Below are 25,871 nucleotides of genomic sequence, written 5' to 3' on the forward strand. Positions count from 1 at the left end.
GTGGTGCCTTTAGGGTGCAAATCAACAGTAGTCTCATGAATTACACCAACACCCGATTAAGCGGCGAAAACCGATCTTGTTTTTATCCGCCTTCAACTTTTTGTTAACTGCCTTCCATCCACCCAATTATTTTTTTCCTTGAAAAGTCTTCTAACTCGTCATCTATGGTGTCATCAAATGAAAATGAATATATTATCCAATCTTCTTGTGGACGATAAAATACAAACTCTAGTCGAATTGGTTGTCGTTCAAACATTGCCAAGTATGAGACGTAAATAAGCCTTTCCTTCAATTCCTCAGAACCTAACTCTTCTTTTCCATGATACTCACCGACTAAAGCCTGTAAGTTCTGCAATTGAGTTTTAACATTTTGGATATCATCTGTTTTCTGAGTCATCCATTTGTTAGTAGAATATATTGAATCTACAGCCTCTGTAACTTTTCCCATTTCATAGAGTTTAAAAAATTTGTCTATTTCTTTCTGATAAGCAAAAGAATTTAAAGCGTTTAACATTAAAACAATAGTGATTAAAACCTTGAATTTCATAAATTTCCTTTCAGTTTGATGGGTAGCTAACGAGACTGTAGAAAAAACAAAACGTAAAAATAAGACGGCGTTCTGTGTTGATTATTTTTAAAGTTCAATGCTTTTTCCTATCTGAAATTCACGTGCATGCGCATTTTTTGTGCGTTAATTGTAGAACTTTCTAAACCCATTTTGTTACTTAGTTTTTTCTACATCCTCAACACTTCAATAATGGGCGGAGCGGAGGGCCGTCCCAGCGAAGCGAATTGATTGATTTGTTATAAGCACCTTCATTTGCACCTAGCATAGTACTCTTCCAGATATTCGGATTTTATAAAGCCCCCAACTATTGTATTTAATTGACCACTTTCAGGATAAATCCAAAACAAGTGTCTATCGCGAGAGTCTTGTCCTAACTGCAAAATATAAGACTCCTCTGCTGTTTTAACAACAAAAATTTCTAAACCTAATGGATGTGAACCAGAGGTTTTATTCGTAGTAATTTCATCAAAAGAAATTGTCAAACTCTGAGGCTTATCAATAGAGATACCACAAATGGTCGCTGTCGCTTCACCAGACCCAAGAATTTTTATGACTGGATTTGACAACTTCTTTGCCCACCAGATATGACCACCAAAAAAAAACAACTCCGATAAACAACATTATCGGCATTCCAAAGGCAACCATTTTTAAGCCTCGTAATTCCTTTTTAGTCTGAGCGTCCATTATTCTTTAGAGTGCTTATAACGCCGTATTGACCGGCGGAGTAATTCTGGTGGCTGTTTTGAGGCTTTTTGCAAAACAGCCACCTGAATTACTCCGTCCGTGTTCAATACTTTATTAGGCTGCGATTCCACTAAGTGTTATCTGGCCAATATCAGTTCTATTACTGGCGTGCTCTAAAGTTATGGCTACAACATCACCATTTGAATCGAGGTCAAGTGTAGTGTTTTCGTCTAAATCTTTGGTATCAACGATATCAGTAGACTTAAACTCAATGTATAGCGTGTCTGAATCGTCGAAATAGCTCATCTTCATGGTTTAAATCTCCTATCAAAGAAAGCATTATGTACTGTCTCACCATCTTCAAGCAAGACTACCCTTAAATACTTATTTTCAGCATCCGCTATTTGGGCCCATTTTCTAATTCGGCCGTCCGATTGCACAAAGCCATGGGGAGCATAACTTACAACAAACTCTATCCACTCGAGTCGGATTGAAGCTCTGTCAGGCCGAGCTCTTGTTGCCTCAAAGTACTTAGTAAATTTCATATACTTCCTTGTAGCTGCCTAACGCTTTAATATTATGCAGACCGCATTTTAACAACGAGATAGCCTCATTTCACATAGCCTTTATAATTCATTATTTTTAATAGCTTACTATTTTACCGGTGATAATTTCTACAATTTTTTATGCGCTTAATATGCATGCATAGTAACCCCGCTCGTCGCTTTGTAAGAAATACAACAAAAACAATAAGCTAGACTAAAGTAGCAACTAAATCAGTGTGGATACTATGCGTGCATCGTAACCACACGGTCTAATCTAGCCTTAAGTGCAGGCATAAACTGGCCTATAGGTCTGTTGTCACTTTTGTAAAATGCGGTTTACTAAACATTTTCAGTAACCACACCATACAAAAAGGAGTCAACAGTGGCTAATTCACCATTTTTAGAAAGCATTCGTCATGTCATGAGAACAAAGCATTATTCAATACAAACCGAAAAAACCTATCTGTTATGGATAAAGCGTTTTATTTTGTTTAACAAGAAACGTCACCCTAAAGACCTCGACGAACAGGAGGTCACACAATTTGTGACACACCTTGCCGTCAATCGAGAAGTGACCTCATCTACACAGAACTTGGCATTGTGCGCCATTGTGTTTATGCATAAGTACATCCTCGCAAGGGATGTTAATGTTCCTACCTGATGCGGTGAGAAATAGAGCGGCGACTGTGCTTTCACAAAGAAGCACTTTCAATCATTGAACTAATGGCACCCCAATATCAACTTATGTTTCATTGCTATATGGCGGTTGCTTGCAACAAAACAGAGCTACTTAAATTGCGCGTCAAAGAAATTGAGCTCATTGCTATTTCTAACTTTGATCACGATGACTGCCGAAGGCCTGTATTATTTTATCGGGATAAAGATTTATTCTTTGTTGGTCTGCAGCTAGCATTGCTTGTCTTTTATCGAGCAGGCAATAAAAAACGGACACATGGTCCGTTTTTTGATGGTAAAGCCGAATAATCTTAAGCGCTATGCCAGATTATTTTTTGATCGTAAGTGCCTAATATGACATCTTTAAAACGCTCTTCAATAACATGGCGCTTTACTTTAAGCGTGGGTGTAAGCAGCTCATTTTCAATTGACCATTCTTGGGCAAAGACCACAATTCTGTCTAAACGCTGATGACTTTCTAAGCTTGCATTCAAGGCTTTTAAGGTCTCTGTCAGTGATTCACTTATTTCATCTTTATTTTGCTTACGCGCGTCTTCAGATAACACGAGCAAGGCAATAGGCTGCGGTAGGTTAGTGCCGGTTACACATACCTGTTCAACAATCGCATTTTCCATGATTTTGGATTCAATCGGCGCAGGCGCGACGTATTTGCCTTTTTCTGTTTTAAAAATATCTTTTAATCTACCGGTAATGCGCACGTAACCATCAGCATCAATTTCGCCTTTGTCACCGGTGCATAACCAACCGTCGCTTGTAAACACTTCGTTGGTTTTCTCATCGTCTTTGTAATAAGCAATCATATTGCACGGCGAATTGACTTGAATTTCTCCGTGTTCAGAAATACGGATTTCAACCCCGTCATAGGCGCGTCCGATACAGCCAATTTTGTCGGCTCTAAAAGGCACACTGCTTGTTCCGTATGCACAGTTTTCAGTCATCCCCCAACCTTCTGAAATATGAATGCCTATTTTGCTAAACCACTCGATAGTAGCCGGAGCAAGCGGCGCTGAACCTGAAGCCCAAAGTCTTGCCGAGCCCAATCCTAAGCCGTCGCGTATCTTCGCAGCCACTTTTTTACCAACAAATGGAATGCTTAATAAGAAATTCAGTTTCTTTTGCGGAATCTGCGCTAACACACCCATTTGGAATTTTGTCCAAAGTCTAGGCACCGAGATAAACAATGTTGGTTGACAGGTTTTTACATCTTGAGCAAATGTTTCTAGAGACTCGACAAATGCCAATGTCATACCCGAATAGAAACTCGCTAATTCCACTAATACACGCTCGGTAATATGAGCAAGCGGTAAGTAGCTCATTATGCGATCTTGACTCGTTACAGTCAGCGCATTCAAAGAATTTTGAGCGGCCCAACAAACCGTTTGATAAGTATGCACTACACCTTTTGGCTGCCCAGTGCTGCCGGATGTATAAATGATCGTCATAACTTCGTTCATGTCTGGAACTGGACTGCTAGTCATGGGCTCAATATTTGTAAACTCTTCCCAAGCATGCGCGCCCGGTAAATTAGGATAAGGAAAATTCACAGTAACTAAGTCAGGCTTGGCTTTGATCACTTCTTTTACTGCGCTGGTGCCATCTAACTTGCCGATAAACAGCAGTGGGCACTCTGAATGCTCTAGTACATAAGAAATCGTGTCGGTGCCAGCCGTGGCGAAAATAGGCACCGATACGTAACCTGCCATCATGATGCCAAGGTCGGTAATTATCCACTCTGCGGTATTCTTGGCTAATATTCCAATACGAGTTCCAGGCGCATATCCTAAGCTTTGCAGCTTTGCGGCAACCTTGCGCGCTTCAGCAGCGGTTTGCCCCCATGTGTAAGTACGAGCTTGGCCACCAGTGATAGGTTGCGTCATATAATGTTGGTTTGGTTGCTCGGTTTCCCACTTATAAAGCATGGTGAGCGGAGAGATTATTACGTCCGAGTTAACGGCATCTACATTGTCTAAAGGCATATCCATTCCAAAATCTTAAATTTTACATTAAATTCACATGTTGATAATAATGCAACATTGGTCAAGATTAACAACTGATTTTTCATTATAGTTTCGCAGTTTTTTCTGTGTTAACCCAAAACAGCGCAGGTAAAACCTTCAAAACCTTCGACAAAAAGCATCCTAAAAACCCCTTACTTTTTGTTTTTAAGCTTCATATCAAAGACGTTTTTGGGCACATTCAATGTTGGGTCAAACCATATTTTATCGAGCATGCCGAAGGTTTTTTCAAATCCAATGGGCTTCGAAAAGTAAAATCCCTGCACCAATTTGCATTTGCTTCCTTTGAAATATGCAAGTTGCTCTTCGGTCTCAATTCCTTCGGCAACAGTGTCTAAATCAAGCAATTCAGCCATCACCAGCGTTGAATAAATAATAGACTGCGTCGAACCGTCTTCGGTGACATCATCAACAAAAGACTTGTCAAGCTTGAGCACATCTATGGGAAAGTCTTTTAAGTATCGCAAAGATGAGTAACCGGTTCCAAAATCATCCAATGAAATTTTAAATCCTAAACCTCTCAAGTCATTCATATATTGAATACTTATTTCACTGTTTTCCATGAGCAGGTTTTCAGTTATTTCAAAACGTAAGCAACTTGCTGGTAAATTATGCTTATTTAGTAACCCAAGAATAGTAGATGGCTTAAACGTTTGATTAAAATGCTTCGCCGATAAGTTAATCGCAACGTAACCATCAAAACCTTTGTGTTGCCATTGCGCCATATCTTCGAGTGCGCGCTCAATCGCAATATCGGTCATTTCTAAAATACAGCCAATTTGCTCTGCCAGCGGAATAAACACATTTGGGGAAATCGCTTTACCCTCATCAAACCATCTGAGCAACAGTTCAAAGCCCGCAGTTTTACCTGTGCTCAGGTCCACGATCGGCTGGTAAAAATTAATATATTCACGTTTTTCAACTGCCGCTTTAATACGATTTTCTAAGAGCATATTGGCATGCGCCTGATCGTTCATCGCATTGATAAAATACTCCGCATTATTTCTACCTTTCGATTTTGCCGAATACATCGCAATGTCGGCATTGCGCACTAAATTTTCGGCATCGGCAGCATGGTCAGGGTATATCGCTATGCCAATACTTGCAGAAACATTGACGTTTTGAAAGCCAAGTGAAATCGGTTTCGCAATTAACTTTAAAATTTCTTGCGTCATGCTTGCTAATGCTTCTTTGTCTTTTATTTCATTGAGTACAACGACAAATTCGTCGCCGCCTATGCGAGCTACACTATCTTGCCCTCTAAATTTAGCACTTAGGCGATTACCGATTTCAATCAGGACCTTGTCTCCTGAATCATGCCCAAAGCTGTCATTTATCGGTTTAAATCGATCGAGGTCAATAAACAGTACCGCTAATTTATCGAGATGACGCTTTGAATAGTGAATCGCCTGTTTGATGCGCTCTATTAGCAATGTTCGGTTAATTAAACCTGTCAACACATCATAGCTTGCGAGTTTTTGCAGTTCTTTTTGCGCCAGTATCTGATCGGTAATATCAGTAAAGATGCACAAGTAATAGTCTATCTCAAGTTGATTATCGTGCTGTGGAATGGCTTTAATGTCGGCCAATAAGGTCATCGGATTTTTCTTAATAATCACATTCGCTTCGGTTTTCCATCTTTCTGATGCTTTTAAGCTGCTCATTTGATTTAACAGTAAGGCTAACTCTGACTCATATTCCTTATTGATTCGTTTTATCTGTCTTGACAGTGGTCGGCGCGAATCGATACCAAATGCTTGCATGAAGGATGGGTTAGCCGCGATAGGTTTTGAGTTCTTGTCAATAATCAGTACCCAGTCACGCGTGTGATTAAACGCCTCACCAAATACTTTTAACTTTTCTTTTGCTGCAAGCGTTTCAGTTAAGTTGGTATAAGTTCCACTTACCGCTTTTTCACCGTTTTGCAAAAACTTCAAACTACCCACATCTCGATACCAAAGCGTTTGGCCTTGCGCGCCTTTTATGCGATATGTCACATCCAATTGATTTTCTGTACCGCTGAGTGTGAAGCGTTCCCAACTTTTCAGATAATTCTGGCGGTCTTGAGGGACGATCAGCTCAGCATATTCATGAAAGTCAATAGACTCATAAATAAGACCCAATTCAGCGATTAAACGCGTTCCCGACAGGGTGTTTATGTCGCTTTGCCATTCCCAAATATCTGCATTACTGGCTCTAAGGGCAGAGGTAAGACGGCTGTTGTACTCAGCCACTTTGCGATTCGCTTCAAAAATTACCCTCTGAGTCTTGTGACGTCGCCACATATAAATAGACGTGAGCAGCAAAAACACGACGATATAAAACAATATTGCACCGGGTGACACATGTGCTGGATACTTCACTTTCAGGTAAATAGATGCTTTTGCCGCATCCACGTCATCAAAATTCGCGTTGAGAATTTCAATAACATAATCGCCTGGTGCTAAGGCTGGTATTAAGATTTCGCTGGATGTTACCGACGGATACCTTGTAACCCGACCGCCATCGATAATTCGGTATTGATAACGATTTGAGTGTGACTGTTCAAAATTGAGCATGCTGTATTTTAAGGTTAAACCCATGTCGTCGGGCTCAAGTACAATGCTTTGCCCATCTAAATTAGTAAAAGGCAACTGCAAAGTACGAGAAGCAAGCGCGATTTCGGTGATAATAGGAGCGCCCAATTTGTTGGTATAATGAGACTTTAATTGCATAGGGTTGAATGCGGTAAAACCAAGATTTCCAGCATAGATAAGCCTGCCGTCAGCAAGCACTTCACTTGCGCCTTCATTAAATTCAGACGAAGACAAGCCGTTCACAAAGCCAAAACTTTGCACCGTTTCTTGCTCAGGATTAAATGCGTGGATGCCCGAGTGAGATGAAAACCAAATATCGCCCTGTGCATCTAAAGCAAGTCCATAGACGATGTTGGTGGGTAAACGATTACTGCGATTGTAAAATTTGGCCTGAGAGAAGTCAGTACCATTGAGTTTGAATAATCCAATGCCTAAATACGACACCCAAACATTGTTGTTTGTATCTCTTAACCAGCTACTTGCTCTGGTAGAAATATTTGCGCCTTGGTTCATCGCGCTATGCAATAAACGGGATGATAAATTTTCAGGGTTAATACCCCATACTGCCGCATTTTTTGAAACCAGCATTTGATTGCTGCGAATATCCATTCCCAATAAGACCATGAAACTATTCGCGTTTTGCCCTTGTTCATCGTCAAATTTAATATCAGCGACTTTTTGCTCTCTTAGGTTTATTTTAAAAATACCTTGCGGATTGCTTATCCAAATAAGCTCTCTATTTTGCGCAAAAAAACTAAATACATCGCTAGAAAACAAAAGGTCAATTTCTTCACCAAAGCGAGTATTCGACAGCACTGCACCGCTTTCAATATTAAATTCAGAGAGGCCATTGCCATTTAGAACCCATAAACTATCTGCTGATGCCGCATCGATTTGCAAAATATCCGATTCACTGTAGCTTGGATTACCGATGTCATTGACCAAAAATTGCTCTATTAAACCAGTTTCAACATGATAATGGTTTAAACCGTTGTTTGTGCCTAGCCAGAGCGAATCAGAACTATGCTGATGCACGCTTGTCACCACATTATTACTCAATTGAAGTGATGCTTCGTTGTAGCTTGCAGCATAGACGTTTTTGAACAACAGACTGCTGGGAGACCAGTGAATTGCGCCACTGTTGAAAGTACCCATCCAAATATTTCCAATACCATCTACTTCAATGTCCATCACATCTGGATGTGACAGCACCTCATATTGTTTATTGAGTGCAAACAAATATTCCAATTCGCCACTTTCAACCGATCCCTTGAATAAACCAATGTCGGTACCGACATAAATATTCTCTGAAGACACGTACTCGATTGCCCAAATGTTACGCGCTGGATCAATCACTTTTATGGCTGGAGCAGCCCAGTTGGTATAGATATGGCCCATCAACTCAGGCAAGTCAATCTCATACAAACCCTCTACAGTGCCCACCCAAAGTTTGCCACCGTTCGGCGAAAACAGGTTTTTCACATTCCGAGCATTGGCGCTCTCGTTATCTGTATGGTTTAATCGATGCAACATCTTACTAATTGGATCGAATGCCCAAAGGTTTGCCGTAGTACCAATAAAATAGGTGCCGCTGTATATATACAATGCACGAATGCTCTCACCCTGCTGAATTTGTTCATCACTCAATGAGAGCAATAACTCAGGCTCATTGGTGGTCAAATCCAGCCGGTAAATTTCTTCATTTAAGGCAACTACTATCGCGCCGTTGCCTTCTTTGATTATCACGTCAGAATACTGTGGCCAATTATTGTCAAATCGATAACCACGCGCTAACAGCACCTCTGTTTCGCCGCTATACTTGTCAAATTTTACGATGCCAGAATGCCCCGTAGATAATATGATGTATCGCTCGTCATATTCGAATAAGTGGAAAACAGGATTATTATTCAATAAGCCCGCCGTGCCGGGCACTTGGAGGGTATTTTGGCCATCAAATCTGTCAAGGCCTTCGTCAGTGCCAATCCATAAAAAGCCTTCACTATCGATAAGCAGAGTTTCGACGGTGTCTTGAGATAGGCCTACATTAGTATCGAGATAAGATAAACGCGGTGATAATATTTGGGGGGAGTAGTCTGCTGCGAAACTCAATGAGCACGTAAATAAGAAAGCAAGCGCAAGGCCCATTAAGGATATATGTTTGGATAGGATACTAAACGTTGTCACGGGCATAAAGGCAGCACCACAAAGTATGCAATATTCGCTGAAAGACAGCGTACTCCCTTACGCAACAGGCTATTTTACAGTTTTAACACAATCACAAAGCCTTTTCTATACAAGAATAGGCCTTTCAGACCAATAAAACCCCAGTAAAAACAGCCATTAGCACTCGTTCGCCGCAAATTTATTGACTACTTAACTTAAAAAAGGAGAAGCTTGCTCGCTTATTGTTGCCTAAACGCTTACTACTTTTCAAGCGCGATGCGACCTGTAGAAACGAATTTGCGTTTTATCGCCACACTGGGTTTGAGCATAAAAAGATCGCCATTTTTACCCACTAATTGTTTTTGTACCCCTTGTAATTTTGCGACTTCGGCATTGGCAATCATATGCTTTTGTTCACCGTGCACCGGAATTGCCACTTTCGGCTGCACGTATTCATACATATCTGACAAATCGCCCTGATTGGGATGCCCGGAAGCATGAATGATTTCGCTTGTGTGCTCTGACTGAAACACTGCAATCTTACGTTCTTTTAAACGGCTAATGATTTTTTCAATGGGCTTTTCATTGCCAGGTATCACAATACTGCTAAAAATGACGCAATCGCCTTCCTCCAAATCACAGTCTCTATGCTCATTATTAGCTAATTTGTTTAAAGCTGCGCGAGGCTCGCCTTGACTACCAGTGGCAATAATCATAATTTCGTGAGCCGGTAAGTAACCAATGTGACGTCGATGAGTCAGCTTTAGCTCGTCTGGCCAATAGCCACAACGCCTCGCAACGCTAACCATATTTTCAAGCGAACGTCCAAATAGCGCCGCATAACGACCTGATTGATTGGCGATGGTAACTAAAGTGATCAGCCTAGCGACGTTGCTCGCAAAACAGCTGACGACCACCCTTCCCCTGGCCCGACTAATAATATTTCCCAAACCTTTTTCACAGGCTTTTTCTGACACCGAATACCCAGGTTTAAGGGAATTCGTAGAGTCGCACACCATCGCCAATACTTTCTCTTTTTGCATATCGGTGAATAGTTGTTTGTTAAACGGTTTACCCAGCACAGGCTGACGGTCAATTTTCCAGTCAGCTGTATGAAAAATCGTGCCCAAGGCGGTAGTAATTTTAATCGCCTGCGGCTCAGGGAGTGAATGCGTAATATCCAGCCAGCTAACCGTAAATGGGCCGATGTCCAGGGTAGTGTTTTGTGCAACTTCAACAATAGGTAAGTTTTCGTACATACCTTTTTGGTAAAACTTTCTGCGAAGCACTTCTGCGGTAAATGGTGTGGTATATATTGGGCAGCCTAGACTTGGCCATATAGCAGTGACCGCGCCAATATGGTCCTCGTGAGCATGAGTTAAGACTATGCCGCACAAACTGTCTTTTCTGGCTTCAATAAAACTGGCGTCAGGCGCAACCACGCTGTAGGTTTTCGCTCTCGGATTATCGTCATCTTTTGGATCTAAGGGAGATTGAAACGTGGCGCCGCAATCCACCATCAACCAAGAATGACTGTGCCCATACAGGTTCATGTTCATGCCAATTTCACCGGTGCCGCCAAGAGGCAGAAACCACAGCTGTTGGGAGTTAGGTATGCTTGTGTCCATATATCCTGTTCAGTCTCTTAATGCATGTATACAATTTGAACAACTGCGTTTTGCTCAAATGCGCGCTAAGCTTATTGTTACTGCTTTGCTCATCGCTACGATCTATCCACTTTGGTAATTATCAATAATAAAGCGCAAGACCGGAATTTCATTTTTGAATATTATCTAGCGGGCTGCGTGAATCATATAGTCTTTTTGCGTCGCTAAGTTCTTAAATTCTGTCAGGTTTTTTTACAGTACCGGCCTTTGCCAAAGTAATACTTTCATCATTTCATACACTTAGACCAAGGTATAGTAATTGCATGCATAATAAAACAACCCTCAAGTAACTTTGGATAATCAATGAAAACGTTCAACTTATTGGCTTTTGCCATTGTGGTTAATCTGTTTTTTCTTTCATCTTTTGCCAATGCAAAATTAATTATCCGAGGCGGTGCTTCAGGCGGTCTGGGCGGCGGCGGTGAAACGCGATATTTAGCACCGGTAGGCACACCCAGCCTAATACAAGATGTGGACTTACCCGTAAGAATAAATTCGCAAGGTGCTAGCCCCTTAACCTCTCAGGCCATACCATTTAGCAATCGCAACAATGTCACTGTACCTAGCGACCAACGGTGCGACCCACAAGTTTGTGAATACAATTTTAACCTTAAAGACCCGTTTACACTTCAAGGATTTGGTGACTTCTACGGCGCTGACTTAGGCGTTACCGCGAGTTACCAATGGGGTATTTTTGAAGAAACCACTTTTTTTGTTGATGCCAATGGGTTTACAAGGGCATTGCTTGGTGATGAAGTCCGTCGGTTTGATGCTAGCAGTTTTTCTACGGTGCCTAACAGTCATGTCGACGTGTTTTTAGACACTACATTTCCTCTTGATTTGAGGCCGGGTGATTATACAGTGGCTTTAATTACCATTTACACCGCACCAACAGATACTGTGTTTGGTAAGTTTGACCCCAACCTTAGTGTTGGTATCAACGGTGAAACATTTTATCAATGGGATGAGATTGGTCGCCAATTTGAGTTTGAGACTCAGCGCTTTGACTTAACTTTGGTAAGCACGCCATATGTGTTTGGTTTATTCAGTCTAGCGATGCTCGGATTATTGAGATTGCGCAAGCGTTCAATGTAATCACAGGCGTTTAAATATGCAAAAGAGAAGCCAACATCGGCTTCTCTTTTTTTGTTTTTATTTTGAAAAATGTGAAATAATTTGCGCTTTGAACTTGGCTAAGTCACTGTCAATTTCATCGAAAACATCTTGCACCTCAGGCTGATTGCGAATGCTATTTAGTAAAGGGTCATACTTAGTCCAATGTTCTAACCAACCATTGTCATAGGCGTCGTTTAAAGCCTGAACCGCTGCAGGAGAGTTCATTCTCATGGCTGAAATTCTGGCATTTAAATAGAAATAAGCTTCGCTTTGTTTCCCAGCCTCTGTCACATTATTGAGCAGTTGCTCACAACCACTCAGATACTTCTCAACGTTTTCTTCATCATTCATGATGCGGTGAGCATAAGCCAATTCCATGGCAGGGTTACAAAGCGGCTGCAAGAATATCTCTTGTTCAGCAAATAGTGGCTCGGCTTTTAGCAAAAGCTCAGCACCTTTCTGTGGCTCTCCGTATAGATACTGATACCACGCTGCTTCGTAAAGGTACCACTTGTCATCTGAATACAGGGCAAGCGTATCCTCCATTGTTTTGTGAACTTGTGTAAAGTTTTCCTTCGCTATTAAAACATTTACGTCATAATCGCTATTTGTAATAAAGGTTTGGGCTTGCTCATAAGCGCCTACCTGAAACATGACATTAATCAAAGCCTCTCGATAACCTTCGCTTTTCGGAGACTTCTGCAGCGCTAGCTCCCATTGAATGGCTGTTTCATATAAATCGCCTTGTGAAAAAGCAATTTCCGCAAAACCACGATGAGATAACGGAGATTCTGGGTGTACATCCAGTATTTCAGTGTATAGGGTTTTTGCTTTCTCGATATTACCAAACAAGTATTGCTCGCGTGCATAATTATACGATACCAACAAATATGCTGGGTCTAGCTCATACGCCTTAACCAGACTTTCATAGGCTAAGGTACTTTTTTGTAATGCATCTAAGGAAAGGTATCTCCATACATATGCTTCTGCGTAGCTAGGGTTAAGTGCAATTGCTTTATCAAAATATTCAATCGCCTCTTCGTGTCTTGATGCAAAAGCAATAGCTCTGCCCATAGTGGCATGCGCTTGAGAAAGCTCTGGATAGCGCGGCAAAATCACACTGACATTTTCGATCGCAATTCTACTGGCAACCTCCGGATCTAATGAGCCCAAACTGGAGTGCCCTTTCGCCATCAGCAGGTAGGTTTGCGCCAAACCCAAACGCGCATTTGCATACTCAGAATCTATTGCCAATGACTGCTCAAATAACTCCCTAGCCTTTAAAATGCTCTCAGTGTTTCTTAAGCGCAAATTTTCTCGTGCTTGCAAATACAGCCGCAACGCTAAGCTACTTTGGGTTTTGCTTGGCATAAGAACGTCACCTTCACCTAAGCCTTTATCCTGCAATAAATTTACCACTGTACGACTGATTTCTTCTTCAATGGCGAAAATATCAACCATCTCTCTGGTGAAAGACTGCGTCCAAATCACTGCCGAAGTTAATGCATTGATAAACTCGACTCGTACTTTTAGTCTGTTGCCGTTCACCCTCACGCTGCCGGTCAGTAAATTAGCCACGTTTAATTTCCTGGCAATTTCTTTGGTATCGGAATATTTGGCCGCATAGGTGGTGGCGGAATAGGTTGAAGCGACCTTGATGCCTGCAAAAGTGGATAATTTGTTTGTTATTTCCTCTTGAATCCCTAAGCCTAAATACATCTGGTCGGAGGCCGCGCTGGCATCAGTAAACGGCAACACAGCAATGCTAGGGCTTAAGCCTTCTGCTAAGCTTGGATTATCGCTAACTTTGTTCATTGCCATTTCAAAGCCATAAAACCCTAAGGCAATTGATATGACTAGCATTCCCGAAAACACTGTCCAGTACTTCCTACCGATCTCAGCTGGGGTATCTTGTCCTTTTGCAGGAGTTAGCTTAAAACCTTCTGTGGTGATATCAAAGTACCAAGAAACAAAGAGTACAACCGGAAAAAAAGCGATATACAGCACTGATGCTAAGGTCAAGATCCAGTCAGGCAAGCCAATCGCTTGGGGAATAATACTCAGCACCTGCACGATAACCCAGCCGGTTACAGCGTATGAAGCTAAGACTGGAAACATTCGCCGGCGGCGCATTTCTTCAAAAAGACTTATCAGCATGTTTTTTATACAGAAATTAGAGACGTTTTAAACATACGTGTTTTTAACGGACTACACAACTGGTAAAGACCTATTGTATGCACGTCAGCAAGTATAAAAAAAGAAAGGTATCAGGAATTCCTTGGCTTTTCAGTTTGCTTGGATGCCAACATAAATATTACCCTCACTACTTAGCCTGCGGGTTTGCGAGGTAAACGTCTTGTGCCCTTTGTTTGCGACAACTCAAAATAACGAAATTACCGACACTCTGGAGCATTAGGCTCATTTAGTCATGCGGGTCGAATGTCTCCTTTTTTGATATGCAGGGTCTTTTGCATAGTGCGTTTCAGCGAAGGGGTGTTTTTGATAAAAATCATCAGATGCGAAATTTTCAAGCCCAAAATGCAAATAGCCGTTTATACTTATGACAATTACGCACGTTAACTTGAGGTAATAAGTGATTCTGCAGTGGCACCTGATTAAATGAGCTTATCTCATACACGTAACTTTACGCTAGACCTCATGCGCACCTTCGCCATTGTGCTGATGGTAATATTTCATTTTTTATACGATTTAAAACTGTTTGGCTGGGTGAGTTGGGATACCCCTGATGGATTCGGCTGGCAGCAATTTCGATGGGTGATCATCACGCTATTCTTTTTAGCGTTGGGTATATCCTTAACATTTGCACATCAACACAACATTGACTACCCCAATTTTATGAAGCGTCTGGCAAAGATCACTGCAAGCGCATTAATAATCTCGATCGTCACGTTTATCTTTATTAGAGAGAACTGGATATTTTTTGGCGTGCTGCATTTTCTAGCCTTAGCAAGCGTGCTTTGCCTGCCCTTCGTTAAAATGCCGCGTACAAGCTTTGTCATTGGCACTGGCTTTATGCTCTTAGGTGCCAGTGGTTGGTTTATTTCTCGGTGGCCCTTTCATCTATTATTTACCGATTTACCACTTTACACCAACGATTATGTGGCTATTGTTCCGTGGTTAGGAATGGTGTTTTTTGGCATTGCCCTTGGGCATAATGCGTGGTTTAAAGCAGACCCGATGCAGCACTTAACGCAACATCGTTACAGCAAATACGCGGCTCTGCCTGGTCAACATGGTTTGCTCATTTATCTTCTGCATCAGCCTATACTCATCGGCTCGCTATATCTCATATCGTTGATGCTCTAAACCACGAGCTACCAGACCCCAAAAGGCAGCGGCTTTGGCTGCACGCGCACAAAGGTAAACTGATATTGATTACCCTGCTGCTGAGCAATAACGTCCCATTTTAAATCTGCAAAGGTTTGCTCAAAATTAAAACTAAGTAACTTTGGGTCAATCTCAGATTGATAGTGAATTTGCGTATCGAGGCTACGCTGATAAAGCACTTCGTATTGCTCATAACCTTTAAATCTTGTTGCATAGACCATGATTTGATTGACTTGTTGAGGCGAGAAGTTGTCGTACACCACGACAAAACCTGCATCAACCACCGTTGCTTTAGCCGCCGAGAGCATCAGCGTCGCACATAGCAATGAGCATAGCAGTGCCATTGACTTATTTCGCGCTCGCACAAGCAAACACGCACTGTGAACGAAAGCGTTACGCATAACCATATTTTTTCTCAACGCCATATGTGTTCCAAAAACATTTATAAATAGCCAAGAGTGGCTAAGCGAGCACAGGCAAAATTATAAACTGCAACCCTGCGCATAGCCATCAAATAAAAGCCATGTTTGAGCAATCTCTGTGTTGTTAAGCCTGATATTTGTAAGCGACAAACTATGTTGATGGAGATGGTATTCTGCAAAAAAGTGGGTGAGTTTTTTGCCCTGCAAATTACGGGCAATTTCTTTGGATAATGCCCAATCAAACGCAATAGGATACACTCTCACTAAACTTTTTGTTGGTGCATATGCTGCCTGAAGCTTGCGTTCAAACTGACTCATTTGACCTGAAATACTGCGTAATATGCCGCTAGCGTGCGCCGGAATCTTAGTCAACGGCATTAAGCTGTTACCGTCAGCCTGCTGATGCAAAGCCGCAAGCCCTACTCCCGCACACTCATATAAATAGTTGAGCACATGCTCTCTGGCAGGTGCAGATGAGGGCATTGCGATTTGCAATTGTGCACCAGACAGCTCGCTCATCGTATGCTGCACTTGAGTTTCATTTACCTCTTTTAGCGGCGTAAATGTCTTATTATTGCTAAGATTTGAACCGGCTATTGAAGCTGAGGCACTCGCTGTGTTTGCAATTATATGTTCTGCTTTTGGCAGTTCTGCCGGCGCTTTATTAAATGGTGTTTCTGCACTCAGTTTTGCTTTGCTTTGAGACGCAGCCGGCGGCACCGGCGGTAATGCTACATCTGTAAACTGCAGCGGTATCACATCTGCAGAATTTGACATCTGCGGTGATACTTCCTCATCCAAGGTTCGCTCACTAGGCCTAGCATTAATCAATTGGTCGAAGGCGAATACTGCTAACAGCATCAGCAGACTAGCCAGTGCCCAGCGGCTTTGATGCTTGTTAGGCTTGCTTGGATTTGTGCGCGTACTTAGCATGCATTGATTACTCATTCATCGTACATAGAAAGTGTATAAAGCTGCGTTTCATCACTCATATCAAATAGCGCAACTCACATGCTTAGTAGCTTGAGCCAGTTTGCAGCGCACCAATAGCAGCAATTTGACGCTTTTGCGCGAGGTCTCGCAATACTGCCTGCTGACGCAAGCGTTTTTGCTGTTCGGTGTCTACTGTTGTTGCAGAACTGTTTATTGCCGCATTGAGCGCAGGGGCCGCTTCAAGCATTGCTGCTGGTTCGTTCAGTGGCGACGATGTAGTAAGCCGATTATTGTTTACCGATGCGCCTTGCTTTACTTGATTCGAACCCGACAGTTTTTTATCCAATAGTGCAAACGCCTCTTTGAGTTCGGAGTTAAGGGTGTTGACAGTACTCATTTCCTGCTGCAAGACGAGTTGTGCATCCGAGAGCGCCTTAACATCTTCGATGACTTTGCGTATGTCTTGTGTGGCAAGATCAGCTTGATCTTCTTTTATTGCATTGACTGACGTGACAGTTTGTTCTGGACTAAATGAAAAGCTTTCTAGATCCATCGACGAAACCATTAAGTACACTAAACCGACCGCGCTAATAATAAAAAATAGGGTTTTCATACAATTTGCTCCTACTGCTGTGCTTGCAGTTCGGCTTGGGCCTGCTGCTTCACGCACTGAATACTAATAATGGCTCTAAATAGAGTCGCTGTTGGCAGTCCAACCACCGTGGTCATAAATGCCATTGAAAACTGGGCGGTAAGCTGACCAATAATTGCCTGAACGGTATCTGGCGTGAGTGGCTGATTAGCTAAACTGCCTATGCCGAGACTAATTCCCAATAAGGTAAAGGTGAGCGCTAATGTTGATATCCCATTGGCAGCCTGCAAGCCTACTTCTGACCAAAGGCCAGTATTGTGCCTAAGGTAGATCTTATGAACCGACCATAGCGCTACCGCAACCAAAGCAGAAAAACACACGACAAACGTCACACCAAACAGACGCTCTATATGACTAAGTAAATCTGCAAGTGTCATTTGCGTAAAAAAACTTAGTAGCGCCAGCAAGATAATAAGTGAGCCGCCAGCCCAATAGGCTAACTGCGCGCCGTTGCGCATGCTTTTAGATGACAGCGCTAAGCTGTTCATTATCTGTAGCTCGGCGACGCGCGCATAACAGACGCTGAACTAAACTGCACCTTTTCTAACCATTGCGATGATGCGGTTTTTTGCTCTTCTGCACCCGCATGCACTAAAAAGGTTAGTTCGTAATTATCAAAGGCTTGCTTTACTGTTCGATGCTCTGAAGCTAGCAGGCGTTCATCTCTAATGACCATTCGTTCCATGTCGGTAAGCTGACGTTGACGTTTGTTTATGCGCACTAGGCGTTCTTCAAAATCAAATTTAGGATTGAGCATATCGTTTATCAACGCCGCTCGTTCACGCTCTAAATTACTCAAGGACAGTATGTTGTCTTGGGCTATTGAGGGCGCGGTTATGGCAAACAACAATGTGCCAATGGATATCATCATAAGAGATTTCATATTATTTACTCCTAGCTTTTTAAACGCTTATAAAAATAGATCGACTGAAGAGGCCGGCGTAGTCATCGGCTGAGCCAATGCACTTTGTTGGTCTTGCTGGTCGCTTATCGCATACTCAAGCGCCTGGGCATCTAAAGCCACTAGCTTTGACATATAGCTAAGCATCAAGCCCTCCTGATCGAGCAGAGACTGCTCTGAAGATGCTTGGATGAGCAGTTGCCTAATATACTCTTCACTTGATACTTCCATCCCATCCACTGTTGCCGCCATGCTGGCTTGGTGGGTACTAATGGCGGTTTTAAGCTTTTCAATTTTAGCGAGGTTTTTAGCAAACTCATCAGCATAAGGGCTTTGTTCAGTATAGCCCTGTGTCGACATGGTTTCGTCGACCTGCGCCATGACTTTTTCCATACGTAATCGAGCGGCCTCTTGCTGCTGTTTTAATACAAATTTACCCTCGTTTTGCTGACGATTAGATGCTTGATACATTTTTTTTAAGACGTTTTGGTACACATCGATTTTTTGATTGAGCGAATCTTGACGCAGCAAATGTCCTGTTTGCATATCATCTAAAAAGTCAGACTTGAGCTGCACTAAGCTGACTTTTTCATCAATCATTTCATCGCTTTCGACATTGCTTACCATTTCTTGAACAGCCTTTATTTGTGAACTTTGCTGAGCAATTGACTGCTCTAATGAGAGCAATTGGGTAGCCATGGGCGACATATTAAAATCTTGCTGAATACGCTTTTCGATAAGGTTGGCGGGCAACTCAATCAAAGATTCTGCAGATACTGGCTGCCATTGAATATCACTGGCCAGTGCAGAGGAAGATCCCATGCAGGCAGAAAAAACCGCTAAAGCAAGTAAATGTGGCGTGAGCGTTTTAGTAAATTTCATTATCATTCCTTATCCGACTATTTTTACGCGACTATTTTTACGCAACTAATTAAGAGACCACTCGCGCGTGCGATTTAATTCGCTGCGCAAAGTCGGGTTGATGTTAAGCATGGCCAGTTGTCTAGAGCTTAAGTTAGGCTCCAGTAAAGCCGTCGCTGTATCTAAAAATGAAGTGTAGTCAGCAAATACCAGATCTTGCTGGGCAAAACGACGAGTGAAATGAGTGAACGAGCTTTTTGCCTGAGCAATATCGCCGCTTTTCAAATAGTTGACTACCGCCAGTGCATTAAGACGCATTGCGGTTTCATTGTCGGGATGAGCAGGATAAAAAGTAATGTCGCCTAAACAAGCACTGGCTTGATTAGCAAGCGCCATAAACTGCGCAGCACTGATAGATGTGCGAACCGCATGTTCGCGCTCAAACACCTGCGTAACGCACTTACTGCTGAGCCTTTGTCCCTCTGCTATCGCCTCTTCGACTTGTGCAGGCGCTTGTGCGGTAGTCATACTGCAACCGGCAGTCATGACCAAAGCACTCAGCAATAACACTAAATTTTTGACGTTTTTCACAATGAACATAGCTTTCCCCATCATATCGTCGCCTGTTACTCAGTATCTTTTCAGTCAGGCGTTTGTTTACGTGATATTGGAGGCTATGAAACCATTAGCAGATTTTTTTATGCTGTGTGTAAACTTTTTATATGTTTTTGAATATTTGCATTTTACGGATTGGCTATAGTTTTAATTTTTGTGCTTAACATTAAAAAAACATTAAGAAACCCAATGCCTATTGCATAGGGATTGGGCTTGCTCTAACCTGCGAAATGTCGGGGTTACTGCTTTCCTTGCCTGCGGGCAGATGTTTGCCAATTGTGACCTAGCTTTGCAAACAGCTATATTTGCCAATTTCAATCACAATTATATCGCTAGCGACACACGTTCAACTTAATGCGCATAATTATTAACGTAGAGAATCAAACATGACCCAAGCAAAACGCAAAAAACCGATAGCAGGCCTGCTTCAGGTGACAGGTGTCATTTTATTAATGGTTATTGCGTTTGTCTATTCTAGAGAGCCAAGCCCCGAAACAAATTCAGCTAGAAGCGCTTCACCTCAACCTATGAGCCAAGCGGTCTTAGTAGATGTCATGAAACCAATAGCTAGCTCAGGAGAGATTGCTATCAAATCTACGGGCTCTGTGACCGTGCGAAGCTACGTTGATTTAGCCTCGCAAGTATCTGGTCGCGTGGTTGCAACCTCTAATGCTTTGCGAAATGGTGGGCGGTTTACGGCAGGTGAAACCTTAGTAAGGCTTGATAAAACAGACTTTGCGCTTGCACTCAACCAAGTGCAGGCCGATGTAACCTCAGCGCAAGCAGCATTGGAGTTAAGTCAAGCCGAGGCATCTGTTGATATTAACAGCTACAAACGCCTGCACCCAGGAAAAGAGGTACCGGCCCTTATTGCTAAGGTACCGCAAATAGCACAAGCTAAAGCCCAATTGCAGGCTGCCACAGCAAGACGGGACATCGCTCAGGTAAACTTGGAGCGTAGCGCGTTTTCTTTGCCATTTGCCGGAGCGGTGGTAGAAAGTAGCGCTGACGAAGGTCAAATATTAACCGCCGGGCAGTCTTTTGGGCGCGCGTACGCCTTAGACGCGGTTGAAATTGTTATTTCACTAGCGCCCCAAGAACTCGCGCAGTTGATGCCCGTACAAGGCCGCGCAGTAACTATTAACGCCGACGGCGCAACATTTGAAGGGCGTATTGATAGAGTTGCCGCTGAACGAAATTCTCGCACACAATTTTCACAAGTATTTATTAATTTTGACACCCGCCAGCCAATCAAGCCAGGCACCTTTGTTACCGTTTTGTTAAACAGCTCAACAATAAACAATATCTTTATGTTGCCCGATAGTGCAATCCAAGTAGGACAAACCCTGTGGATAGCGAAGGATAGTGCATTGCACAGTGTTTCTGCCAAGGTTATAGGAAGAAATGGTGACCAATATATTGTCGAAGCCTTTGATTACGCCGACGGTATTGTGATCGGCTCAGTGCCGGGTGCGCGCGAAGGCATGGCTATCAGACTCCCACAAACTAACGCTGAGGTTTCGCCATCGTCACGCACCAATGTCCTTATCCTAGCAAGTGAGACGGCACAATGATTGGCCTAAGTGGTGAGCAAAACCCCAGTGTAAATAAACACCAAGGACTCATTGCCTACTTTGCACAAAACCCAGTAGCAGCTAACCTGCTGATGGTCATATTATTAGTCGGCGGCTTGCTGTCTGTATTAGGCTTGACCGCACAAGTGTTCCCTACTATCGACAATGGCACCGTGAGCATCACCGTTGCCTATCCCGGCGCTACCCCAACAGAGGTCGAAGAAGGTATTACTCGCAGAGTAGAAGAAGCGGTATTTGGCATAGACGGCGTAGACAGAGTCATATCTCGTGCATCTGAAAACCTCGGCTCAGTCACGCTTGAATTAAAAGATTTTGTCGACCCAGACAAAGTACGCGACGACGCAGAAGCGGCTGTGCAGCAACTTATCGACTTCCCTCCGCAAGACGCTGAAGAGCCTAAAATAGTCCGCGCCGACACGCTGTCTGACGTGCTAACAATTGTCGTTAGTTCACAGTTGGGCGAACGTCAGTTAAGACGTGGTGCAGAATTAGTTGAGCAAGAATTATTGGCGTTACCGGGCGTATCGCTGGTCTCGTTAATTGGTGCAAAAGACTACGAAATAGCAATTGAAATAAGCGAAGACACGCTTCGCCAATACGACCTCACCATGACCGAGGTTGCCGATACTATTCGCAGATCATCAATTAACTTGTCGTCGGGACAACTGCAAACTCAGGGCGGTGACATTCTCCTTCGCACCAACACGAAGCGCAGCTCTGGCGATGCTTTTGAAGATATTGTACTGCGCGCCGAACCCGACGGTAGCGTGCTGCGCTTAGCTGATGTGGCGACAGTGCGCGACGGGTTTGTTGATGTGGATCTTATTAGCCAGTTTAACGGTCAAGACAGCGTTTTGGTAAACGTTCAAAAATCGGAAGCCGAAGACGTGTTGGCTATTGCCGCTGAAATTAAAACCTTTTTAGAGAGCTATACTCCGCCATTTGGCATAGATGTGTCGGTTTGGAATGACCAAACTGAGACCTTGGAAGAGCGCGTGGGTCTATTGCTGCGCAATGGCTTACTGGGGTTTGCCTTAGTATTTTTATTCTTAGTTGTGATGCTCGATCTGCGTTTGGCCTTATGGGTGGCAATGGGTGTGCCCATATCCTTTTTTGGCGCATTTTTGTTCTTTGATGCCTTTGACGTAAACATTAATATGATATCGCTATTTGCCCTTATTATCGTGCTGGGAATAGTAGTGGACGATGCAGTGGTGGTAGGTGAGAGCATTATTAGCGAACAAGAGAACGGTAAAACCGGACTAACTGCCGCCATGGATGGGGTGAAAAACGTATTTGGTCCGGTGATGGTGGGGGTGTTAACCACAATGGCCGCTTTTGCACCGCTTTTATTTGCCACCGGCACGTTTGGCCAAATTTTAGGCGTTGTGCCAATAGTTGTTATTTTAGTCCTCACCATGTCACTTGTTGAAGTATTTTTAATACTGCCGTCGCACCTTGCTAGCGGCGAGAAATGGAGTAGATGGCCGCTTGATAAAATGCAAGATGCAGTCGCAGTAAAAATTGATGCCTTTCGCACAAATATTTTAGCGCCAGCGGTAGCCCGCGCGGTGCGCTTTCGCTACATCACAGTTGTAGGCGGTATAGGCTTACTCTTTTTAGCTGGCGCTTTAGTGGCCACCGGCGCCGTAAGATTCGTATTCTTTCCTGCACTAGAGGCCAACTCTATTCGCGCGACCGTTGAATTCCCTATCGGTACGCCGTTTGAGTCTACGCAAGCAGCGGCAAATAGAATGATTGATGCCGCAAATGTTGTAAACGCTCGCCTTGACGGCATAGCCTTTGAATCAATCAATGTCACCATTGGCGGACAAACACGCTCAGGCGGTGGACCTGGCGGCGGCAGCAGCATGAGTATCGCGAGCCATGTTGCTTCAATACAAATTACTTTAGGTCCAGAGCCCCCAAGGACCCAATCAGCAAAAGAACTAGAAAGACTATGGCGAGATGAGGTAGGGGAAATTCCAGGGGTAGAACGCTTATCTTATATGTCTGACTTTTTTGGTGGCCAAGCGGACCTTGAGTTTGAACTAGCACATCAAAACAGCGAGATACTTGAGCAGGCCGTTAACGCCTTGCGAACTAGCTATGGATTAATCGACGGTGTGTTTGAAATACAAGACTCTAACAGCATTGGAAAACGACAGCTCGACATAGAATTGACCCCCACTGGCGAAGCCGCAGGGTTAACTCCTGCCGATATTGCGCGGCAGCTGCGCCGCAACTTTTTTGGTGAAGAAGTGCAGCGCATTCAGCGGGGCCGCGAAGAACTAAAGGTTATGGTGCGTTACCCAAAAAGCGAACGCAGCTCTACCACCAACTTGTTTGACGCGCGTATACGCCTTGATGATGGCAGCGAAGCGCCACTTTCAAGTGTTGCTCGCGTTACCGAGTCGCGCAGCTTGTCGGCGATAAATCGTATCGATGGTCTGCAGATAGTCTCGGTTTCGGCTCAGGTAGATGAAGCTATTACCACGCCAACCTTGGCAAACACCGCTATTTTAGAAAATACCGTGCCCGAGCTAAGAGCGCAGTTCCCAGGTTTACAAATACGCCAAGCAGGTGCTGGGCGCGAACAGTCAAATGACTTGTCGTCATTGGGCAGGCTAACACTGGTCGCCATACTGATTATTTTTGCCATGATAGCGTCACAGTTAAAGAGCTATTCTCAACCTTTAATTATATTGGCAGGTGTCCCGTTTGGAGCAGCTGGCGCGATGGTTGGCCACTTTATGCTAGGGTACAATTTGTCATTTATTTCTATTTTTGGCATTGTGGCTTTAAGTGGCGTGGTGGTAAATGATTCACTCGTGCTGCTAGACAGATATAACAAGCTTGTGACCGAAGGTTTAGAGCATAGCAAGGCAATTGTCGAAGCAGCAAGGCTGCGCTTTAGAGCCATCTTTTTAACAACGGCTACCACCGCATTGGGCTTAACGCCAATGCTGTTTGAAAAGAGCACACAGGCGCAGTTTTTAATTCCAATGGCCGTGAGCTTGGCAACAGGCATTGTATTTGCCAGCGTGATTATTTTGTTCTTAATACCGGCACTTGTGATTATAAGAGAAGATTTACGCAGCATGCCAAGTGCTATCAGAGTTAAATTAGGTATCGCAAGCTAACGCTGTTAGAGAAACTCAAAGACTAAATACGCACTTAACGGCAAATAAATTGCACCGTTAAATTTTACTTTTCGAGCTTTTGTGAGATAAACCTAACTGATAGGCTCTGTTTACTCGCCCACTCCTGCAGTGAGCCAAGGTTTAAAGGCTGTGGGTTGTCAGGATCTTGCTTACTATATAGCTGCAGCAAAAATGCATCGAGGCTGTCTTCATCGCTGGCGTCAGGAGTATTTTCAAAGACCATTAAAATATACTCACGGCTTTCTTCTTGCCAGCTCGGAATGGGAATAGGCCAAGTTCGATAATCCTCTTGGCTATCGTCTTTTAACGGCAATGTCATGCGCGCATACGAATCTGACACTAACCACAGGGTTTGTGGCGGCACTTCAAAATATTCAAAACTGACCTGCATCGAACAGACTTCAGTTAGCGCAAGAGGCTCAAGCTTGCTTACTGAAGCATCGGGCAAGAGGCGCTGCTGTGTTTCTCTAGCATTGCAGCTATCAAAGGTTTTTACTTCATAGTCGTAGACGATAGCCGGGCTTTGTAACCAACTATTTACGAGGCTGAACGCAAACCACATCACTATAAATAACGCAATTAAGCCAATTGCGCCACCCATGACGTTTCGATTTTTTACCCAATGATAAAAGGGTGCAGCTCTCAGGGCTGGTTTTGGCAAGCGAGAGATATTGGGAATACGCTGTCCAAATTGCTGTAAGGCGCCCTTTAACATAAGCGCCCCTTGCATCATTGCCGTATTATTATTTTGCACGACCGCATCTATGATCACGTTTTGCCCAATTAAACCTTGCTGCACTAGGCGCTCTTCTACTTCACTGATAGATGACACTGGGCTAAGCGCAAAAGGAATATCAGGCAAGGGCTGTTTATAGTTTTCTTCAGGCACTATAAAACTAAGCTGGCAATGCTTAGCTTGCCATCTTAAGATGTGTTTTTGGGCACTCATACACTTTTGTGCCAAATGACTTATCAGCCGCACATTGGCGCTTCCGGTTTCTACTTCTCCAGTAGCAATGATCACGGTATCACCGGCTTCTACCTGACCGCTACCGAGCTTACTATTGGCATATAATAAATGCGCAATGGCGCAAGCTAACTGCCAGCTTTCACCTTGATCAATATCTCTATCAATTACCATATGATAACTGTCGTGTTCAAAATATCCGGGCAACGGGCTGGTATCCCGATTCACAAATTGCCGATATTGCGGCGTCATGCCAGCCACTCTCGAGCCACCGGCAATCGTCACAAACGATGCTAATGAGCCTCCATTACGATGCTGAATCCCTCTTATTGCAACTAAGCCTGCGGTGGTGGCAACAAAAACATGGACAGCATCTGACATGG

22 protein-coding genes are annotated in these 25,871 nt (G+C 43.4%); 6 read left to right on the top strand and 16 right to left on the bottom strand.

The window, feature by feature from the left end; all coding sequences use genetic code 11:
* Nucleotides 1-103 precede the first annotated feature (103 nt).
* From AB9H30_RS13200 to AB9H30_RS13215, 4 genes are all read right to left on the bottom strand, one after another.
* The gene (locus tag AB9H30_RS13200) at nucleotides 104-547 is read right to left on the bottom strand and encodes a hypothetical protein (RefSeq protein WP_371195162.1); all 444 of its coding nucleotides are present in this window, start codon (nucleotides 545-547) and stop codon (nucleotides 104-106) included.
* A gap of 269 nt (nucleotides 548-816) precedes the next feature.
* Nucleotides 817-1,134: a hypothetical protein gene (locus tag AB9H30_RS13205; protein WP_371195163.1), complete on the bottom strand. Its 318-nt coding sequence runs from the start codon at nucleotides 1,132-1,134 to the stop codon at nucleotides 817-819.
* Nucleotides 1,135-1,366: 232 nt separating this feature from the next.
* Nucleotides 1,367-1,564, bottom strand: a complete 198-nt coding sequence (locus AB9H30_RS13210; protein ID WP_371195164.1) for a DUF2283 domain-containing protein — start codon at nucleotides 1,562-1,564, stop codon at nucleotides 1,367-1,369.
* Complete coding sequence (locus tag AB9H30_RS13215) at nucleotides 1,561-1,797, bottom strand: hypothetical protein (RefSeq protein ID WP_371195165.1); 237 nt, start codon at nucleotides 1,795-1,797, stop codon at nucleotides 1,561-1,563. Before AB9H30_RS13215 ends, AB9H30_RS13210 begins: the two co-directional genes overlap by 4 nt.
* 382 nt (nucleotides 1,798-2,179) lie before the next feature.
* Here AB9H30_RS13215 and AB9H30_RS13220 point away from each other — a divergent pair, with 382 nt between their 5' ends.
* Nucleotides 2,180-2,458, top strand: a complete 279-nt coding sequence (locus AB9H30_RS13220) for a phage integrase N-terminal SAM-like domain-containing protein (RefSeq protein WP_371195166.1) — start codon at nucleotides 2,180-2,182, stop codon at nucleotides 2,456-2,458.
* 62 nt (nucleotides 2,459-2,520) lie between these two features.
* Nucleotides 2,521-2,781: a hypothetical protein gene (locus AB9H30_RS13225; RefSeq protein ID WP_371195167.1), complete on the top strand. Its 261-nt coding sequence runs from the start codon at nucleotides 2,521-2,523 to the stop codon at nucleotides 2,779-2,781.
* A 2-nt stretch (nucleotides 2,782-2,783) separates the two neighbouring features.
* On the opposite strand, the gene AB9H30_RS13230 is transcribed toward AB9H30_RS13225, so the two are convergent.
* The 3 genes from AB9H30_RS13230 to AB9H30_RS13240 all read right to left on the bottom strand — a co-directional run bounded on the left by AB9H30_RS13230 (nucleotide 2,784) and on the right by AB9H30_RS13240 (nucleotide 10,875).
* Nucleotides 2,784-4,469, bottom strand: a complete 1,686-nt coding sequence (locus AB9H30_RS13230; protein ID WP_371195168.1) for an AMP-binding protein — start codon at nucleotides 4,467-4,469, stop codon at nucleotides 2,784-2,786.
* A 173-nt stretch (nucleotides 4,470-4,642) separates the two neighbouring features.
* Nucleotides 4,643-9,274: an EAL domain-containing protein gene (locus AB9H30_RS13235; protein WP_371195169.1), complete on the bottom strand. Its 4,632-nt coding sequence runs from the start codon at nucleotides 9,272-9,274 to the stop codon at nucleotides 4,643-4,645.
* Between the two features lie 233 nt (nucleotides 9,275-9,507).
* On the bottom strand, nucleotides 9,508-10,875 hold the full coding sequence (locus AB9H30_RS13240) for a ribonuclease J (RefSeq protein WP_371195170.1): 1,368 nt from the start codon (nucleotides 10,873-10,875) through the stop codon (nucleotides 9,508-9,510).
* A gap of 342 nt (nucleotides 10,876-11,217) precedes the next feature.
* On the opposite strand from AB9H30_RS13240, the gene AB9H30_RS13245 reads away from it, so the two are divergent.
* On the top strand, nucleotides 11,218-12,009 hold the full coding sequence (locus AB9H30_RS13245) for a hypothetical protein (RefSeq protein ID WP_371195171.1): 792 nt from the start codon (nucleotides 11,218-11,220) through the stop codon (nucleotides 12,007-12,009).
* Nucleotides 12,010-12,066: 57 nt separating this feature from the next.
* Here AB9H30_RS13245 and AB9H30_RS13250 read toward each other — a convergent pair whose 3' ends face one another.
* Nucleotides 12,067-14,148 (bottom strand): hypothetical protein, encoded by a 2,082-nt coding sequence (locus AB9H30_RS13250; RefSeq protein ID WP_371195172.1) that lies wholly within the window; start codon nucleotides 14,146-14,148, stop codon nucleotides 12,067-12,069.
* Nucleotides 14,149-14,649: 501 nt separating this feature from the next.
* On the opposite strand from AB9H30_RS13250, the gene AB9H30_RS13255 reads away from it, so the two are divergent.
* Nucleotides 14,650-15,357 (top strand): heparan-alpha-glucosaminide N-acetyltransferase, encoded by a 708-nt coding sequence (locus AB9H30_RS13255; protein ID WP_371195173.1) that lies wholly within the window; start codon nucleotides 14,650-14,652, stop codon nucleotides 15,355-15,357.
* A gap of 8 nt (nucleotides 15,358-15,365) precedes the next feature.
* Here AB9H30_RS13255 and AB9H30_RS13260 read toward each other — a convergent pair whose 3' ends face one another.
* The 7 genes from AB9H30_RS13260 to AB9H30_RS13290 form a co-directional block, all read right to left on the bottom strand.
* Nucleotides 15,366-15,803, bottom strand: a complete 438-nt coding sequence (locus AB9H30_RS13260; RefSeq protein WP_371195174.1) for a hypothetical protein — start codon at nucleotides 15,801-15,803, stop codon at nucleotides 15,366-15,368.
* 57 nt (nucleotides 15,804-15,860) lie between these two features.
* On the bottom strand, nucleotides 15,861-16,748 hold the full coding sequence (locus tag AB9H30_RS13265; RefSeq protein ID WP_371195175.1) for a hypothetical protein: 888 nt from the start codon (nucleotides 16,746-16,748) through the stop codon (nucleotides 15,861-15,863).
* A 67-nt stretch (nucleotides 16,749-16,815) separates the two neighbouring features.
* Complete coding sequence (locus AB9H30_RS13270; protein ID WP_371195176.1) at nucleotides 16,816-17,346, bottom strand: hypothetical protein; 531 nt, start codon at nucleotides 17,344-17,346, stop codon at nucleotides 16,816-16,818.
* Between the two features lie 11 nt (nucleotides 17,347-17,357).
* Nucleotides 17,358-17,873 carry a hypothetical protein gene (locus AB9H30_RS13275; RefSeq protein ID WP_371195177.1) on the bottom strand — a complete coding sequence of 172 codons (516 nt, stop codon included), beginning with the start codon at nucleotides 17,871-17,873 and terminating at the stop codon, nucleotides 17,358-17,360.
* Entirely contained in the window at nucleotides 17,873-18,268 is a 396-nt protein-coding gene (locus AB9H30_RS13280) for a hypothetical protein (RefSeq protein WP_371195178.1), read from the bottom strand. Before AB9H30_RS13280 ends, AB9H30_RS13275 begins: the two co-directional genes overlap by 1 nt.
* A gap of 27 nt (nucleotides 18,269-18,295) precedes the next feature.
* On the bottom strand, nucleotides 18,296-19,168 hold the full coding sequence (locus AB9H30_RS13285; protein ID WP_371195179.1) for a hypothetical protein: 873 nt from the start codon (nucleotides 19,166-19,168) through the stop codon (nucleotides 18,296-18,298).
* 45 nt (nucleotides 19,169-19,213) lie between these two features.
* Nucleotides 19,214-19,762, bottom strand: coding sequence for a hypothetical protein (locus AB9H30_RS13290; protein WP_371195180.1), 549 nt, complete (start codon nucleotides 19,760-19,762; stop codon nucleotides 19,214-19,216).
* Nucleotides 19,763-20,148: 386 nt separating this feature from the next.
* Between AB9H30_RS13290 and AB9H30_RS13295 the strand changes: the two genes are divergently transcribed.
* Together AB9H30_RS13295 and AB9H30_RS13300 are read left to right on the top strand one after the other, a co-directional pair.
* A complete protein-coding gene (locus AB9H30_RS13295; protein WP_371195181.1) occupies nucleotides 20,149-21,336 on the top strand; it encodes an efflux RND transporter periplasmic adaptor subunit in 1,188 nt (395 codons plus the stop codon).
* Nucleotides 21,333-24,500 (top strand): efflux RND transporter permease subunit, encoded by a 3,168-nt coding sequence (locus tag AB9H30_RS13300; protein WP_371195182.1) that lies wholly within the window; start codon nucleotides 21,333-21,335, stop codon nucleotides 24,498-24,500. The genes AB9H30_RS13295 and AB9H30_RS13300 overlap by 4 nt, the downstream gene beginning before the upstream one ends.
* Before the next feature lie 64 nt (nucleotides 24,501-24,564).
* Here AB9H30_RS13300 and AB9H30_RS13305 read toward each other — a convergent pair whose 3' ends face one another.
* Nucleotides 24,565-25,869 (bottom strand): hypothetical protein, encoded by a 1,305-nt coding sequence (locus AB9H30_RS13305; protein ID WP_371195183.1) that lies wholly within the window; start codon nucleotides 25,867-25,869, stop codon nucleotides 24,565-24,567.
* Between the last annotated feature and the right edge of the window lie 2 nt (nucleotides 25,870-25,871).

The organism is Glaciecola sp. SC05 (assembly GCF_041380235.1).
In the GTDB taxonomy this organism is placed as follows: Bacteria; Pseudomonadota; Gammaproteobacteria; order Enterobacterales; family Alteromonadaceae; genus Glaciecola.

Coding starts and splice junctions, on each gene's coding strand:
- AB9H30_RS13200 (WP_371195162.1), bottom strand. CDS start 547: ATGAAATTCAAGGTTTTAATCACTATTGTTTTAATGTTAAACGCTTTA.
- AB9H30_RS13210 (WP_371195164.1), bottom strand. CDS start 1,564: ATGAAGATGAGCTATTTCGACGATTCAGACACGCTATACATTGAGTTT.
- AB9H30_RS13215 (WP_371195165.1), bottom strand. CDS start 1,797: ATGAAATTTACTAAGTACTTTGAGGCAACAAGAGCTCGGCCTGACAGA.
- AB9H30_RS13225 (WP_371195167.1), top strand. CDS start 2,521: ATGGCACCCCAATATCAACTTATGTTTCATTGCTATATGGCGGTTGCT.
- AB9H30_RS13230 (WP_371195168.1), bottom strand. CDS start 4,469: ATGCCTTTAGACAATGTAGATGCCGTTAACTCGGACGTAATAATCTCT.
- AB9H30_RS13235 (WP_371195169.1), bottom strand. CDS start 9,274: ATGCCCGTGACAACGTTTAGTATCCTATCCAAACATATATCCTTAATG.
- AB9H30_RS13240 (WP_371195170.1), bottom strand. CDS start 10,875: ATGGACACAAGCATACCTAACTCCCAACAGCTGTGGTTTCTGCCTCTT.
- AB9H30_RS13245 (WP_371195171.1), top strand. CDS start 11,218: ATGAAAACGTTCAACTTATTGGCTTTTGCCATTGTGGTTAATCTGTTT.
- AB9H30_RS13250 (WP_371195172.1), bottom strand. CDS start 14,148: ATGTTTCCAGTCTTAGCTTCATACGCTGTAACCGGCTGGGTTATCGTG.
- AB9H30_RS13255 (WP_371195173.1), top strand. CDS start 14,650: ATGAGCTTATCTCATACACGTAACTTTACGCTAGACCTCATGCGCACC.
- AB9H30_RS13260 (WP_371195174.1), bottom strand. CDS start 15,803: ATGGCGTTGAGAAAAAATATGGTTATGCGTAACGCTTTCGTTCACAGT.
- AB9H30_RS13265 (WP_371195175.1), bottom strand. CDS start 16,748: ATGAGTAATCAATGCATGCTAAGTACGCGCACAAATCCAAGCAAGCCT.
- AB9H30_RS13270 (WP_371195176.1), bottom strand. CDS start 17,346: ATGAAAACCCTATTTTTTATTATTAGCGCGGTCGGTTTAGTGTACTTA.
- AB9H30_RS13275 (WP_371195177.1), bottom strand. CDS start 17,873: ATGAACAGCTTAGCGCTGTCATCTAAAAGCATGCGCAACGGCGCGCAG.
- AB9H30_RS13280 (WP_371195178.1), bottom strand. CDS start 18,268: ATGAAATCTCTTATGATGATATCCATTGGCACATTGTTGTTTGCCATA.
- AB9H30_RS13285 (WP_371195179.1), bottom strand. CDS start 19,168: ATGAAATTTACTAAAACGCTCACGCCACATTTACTTGCTTTAGCGGTT.
- AB9H30_RS13290 (WP_371195180.1), bottom strand. CDS start 19,762: ATGATGGGGAAAGCTATGTTCATTGTGAAAAACGTCAAAAATTTAGTG.
- AB9H30_RS13295 (WP_371195181.1), top strand. CDS start 20,149: ATGACCCAAGCAAAACGCAAAAAACCGATAGCAGGCCTGCTTCAGGTG.
- AB9H30_RS13300 (WP_371195182.1), top strand. CDS start 21,333: ATGATTGGCCTAAGTGGTGAGCAAAACCCCAGTGTAAATAAACACCAA.
- AB9H30_RS13305 (WP_371195183.1), bottom strand. CDS start 25,869: ATGTCAGATGCTGTCCATGTTTTTGTTGCCACCACCGCAGGCTTAGTT.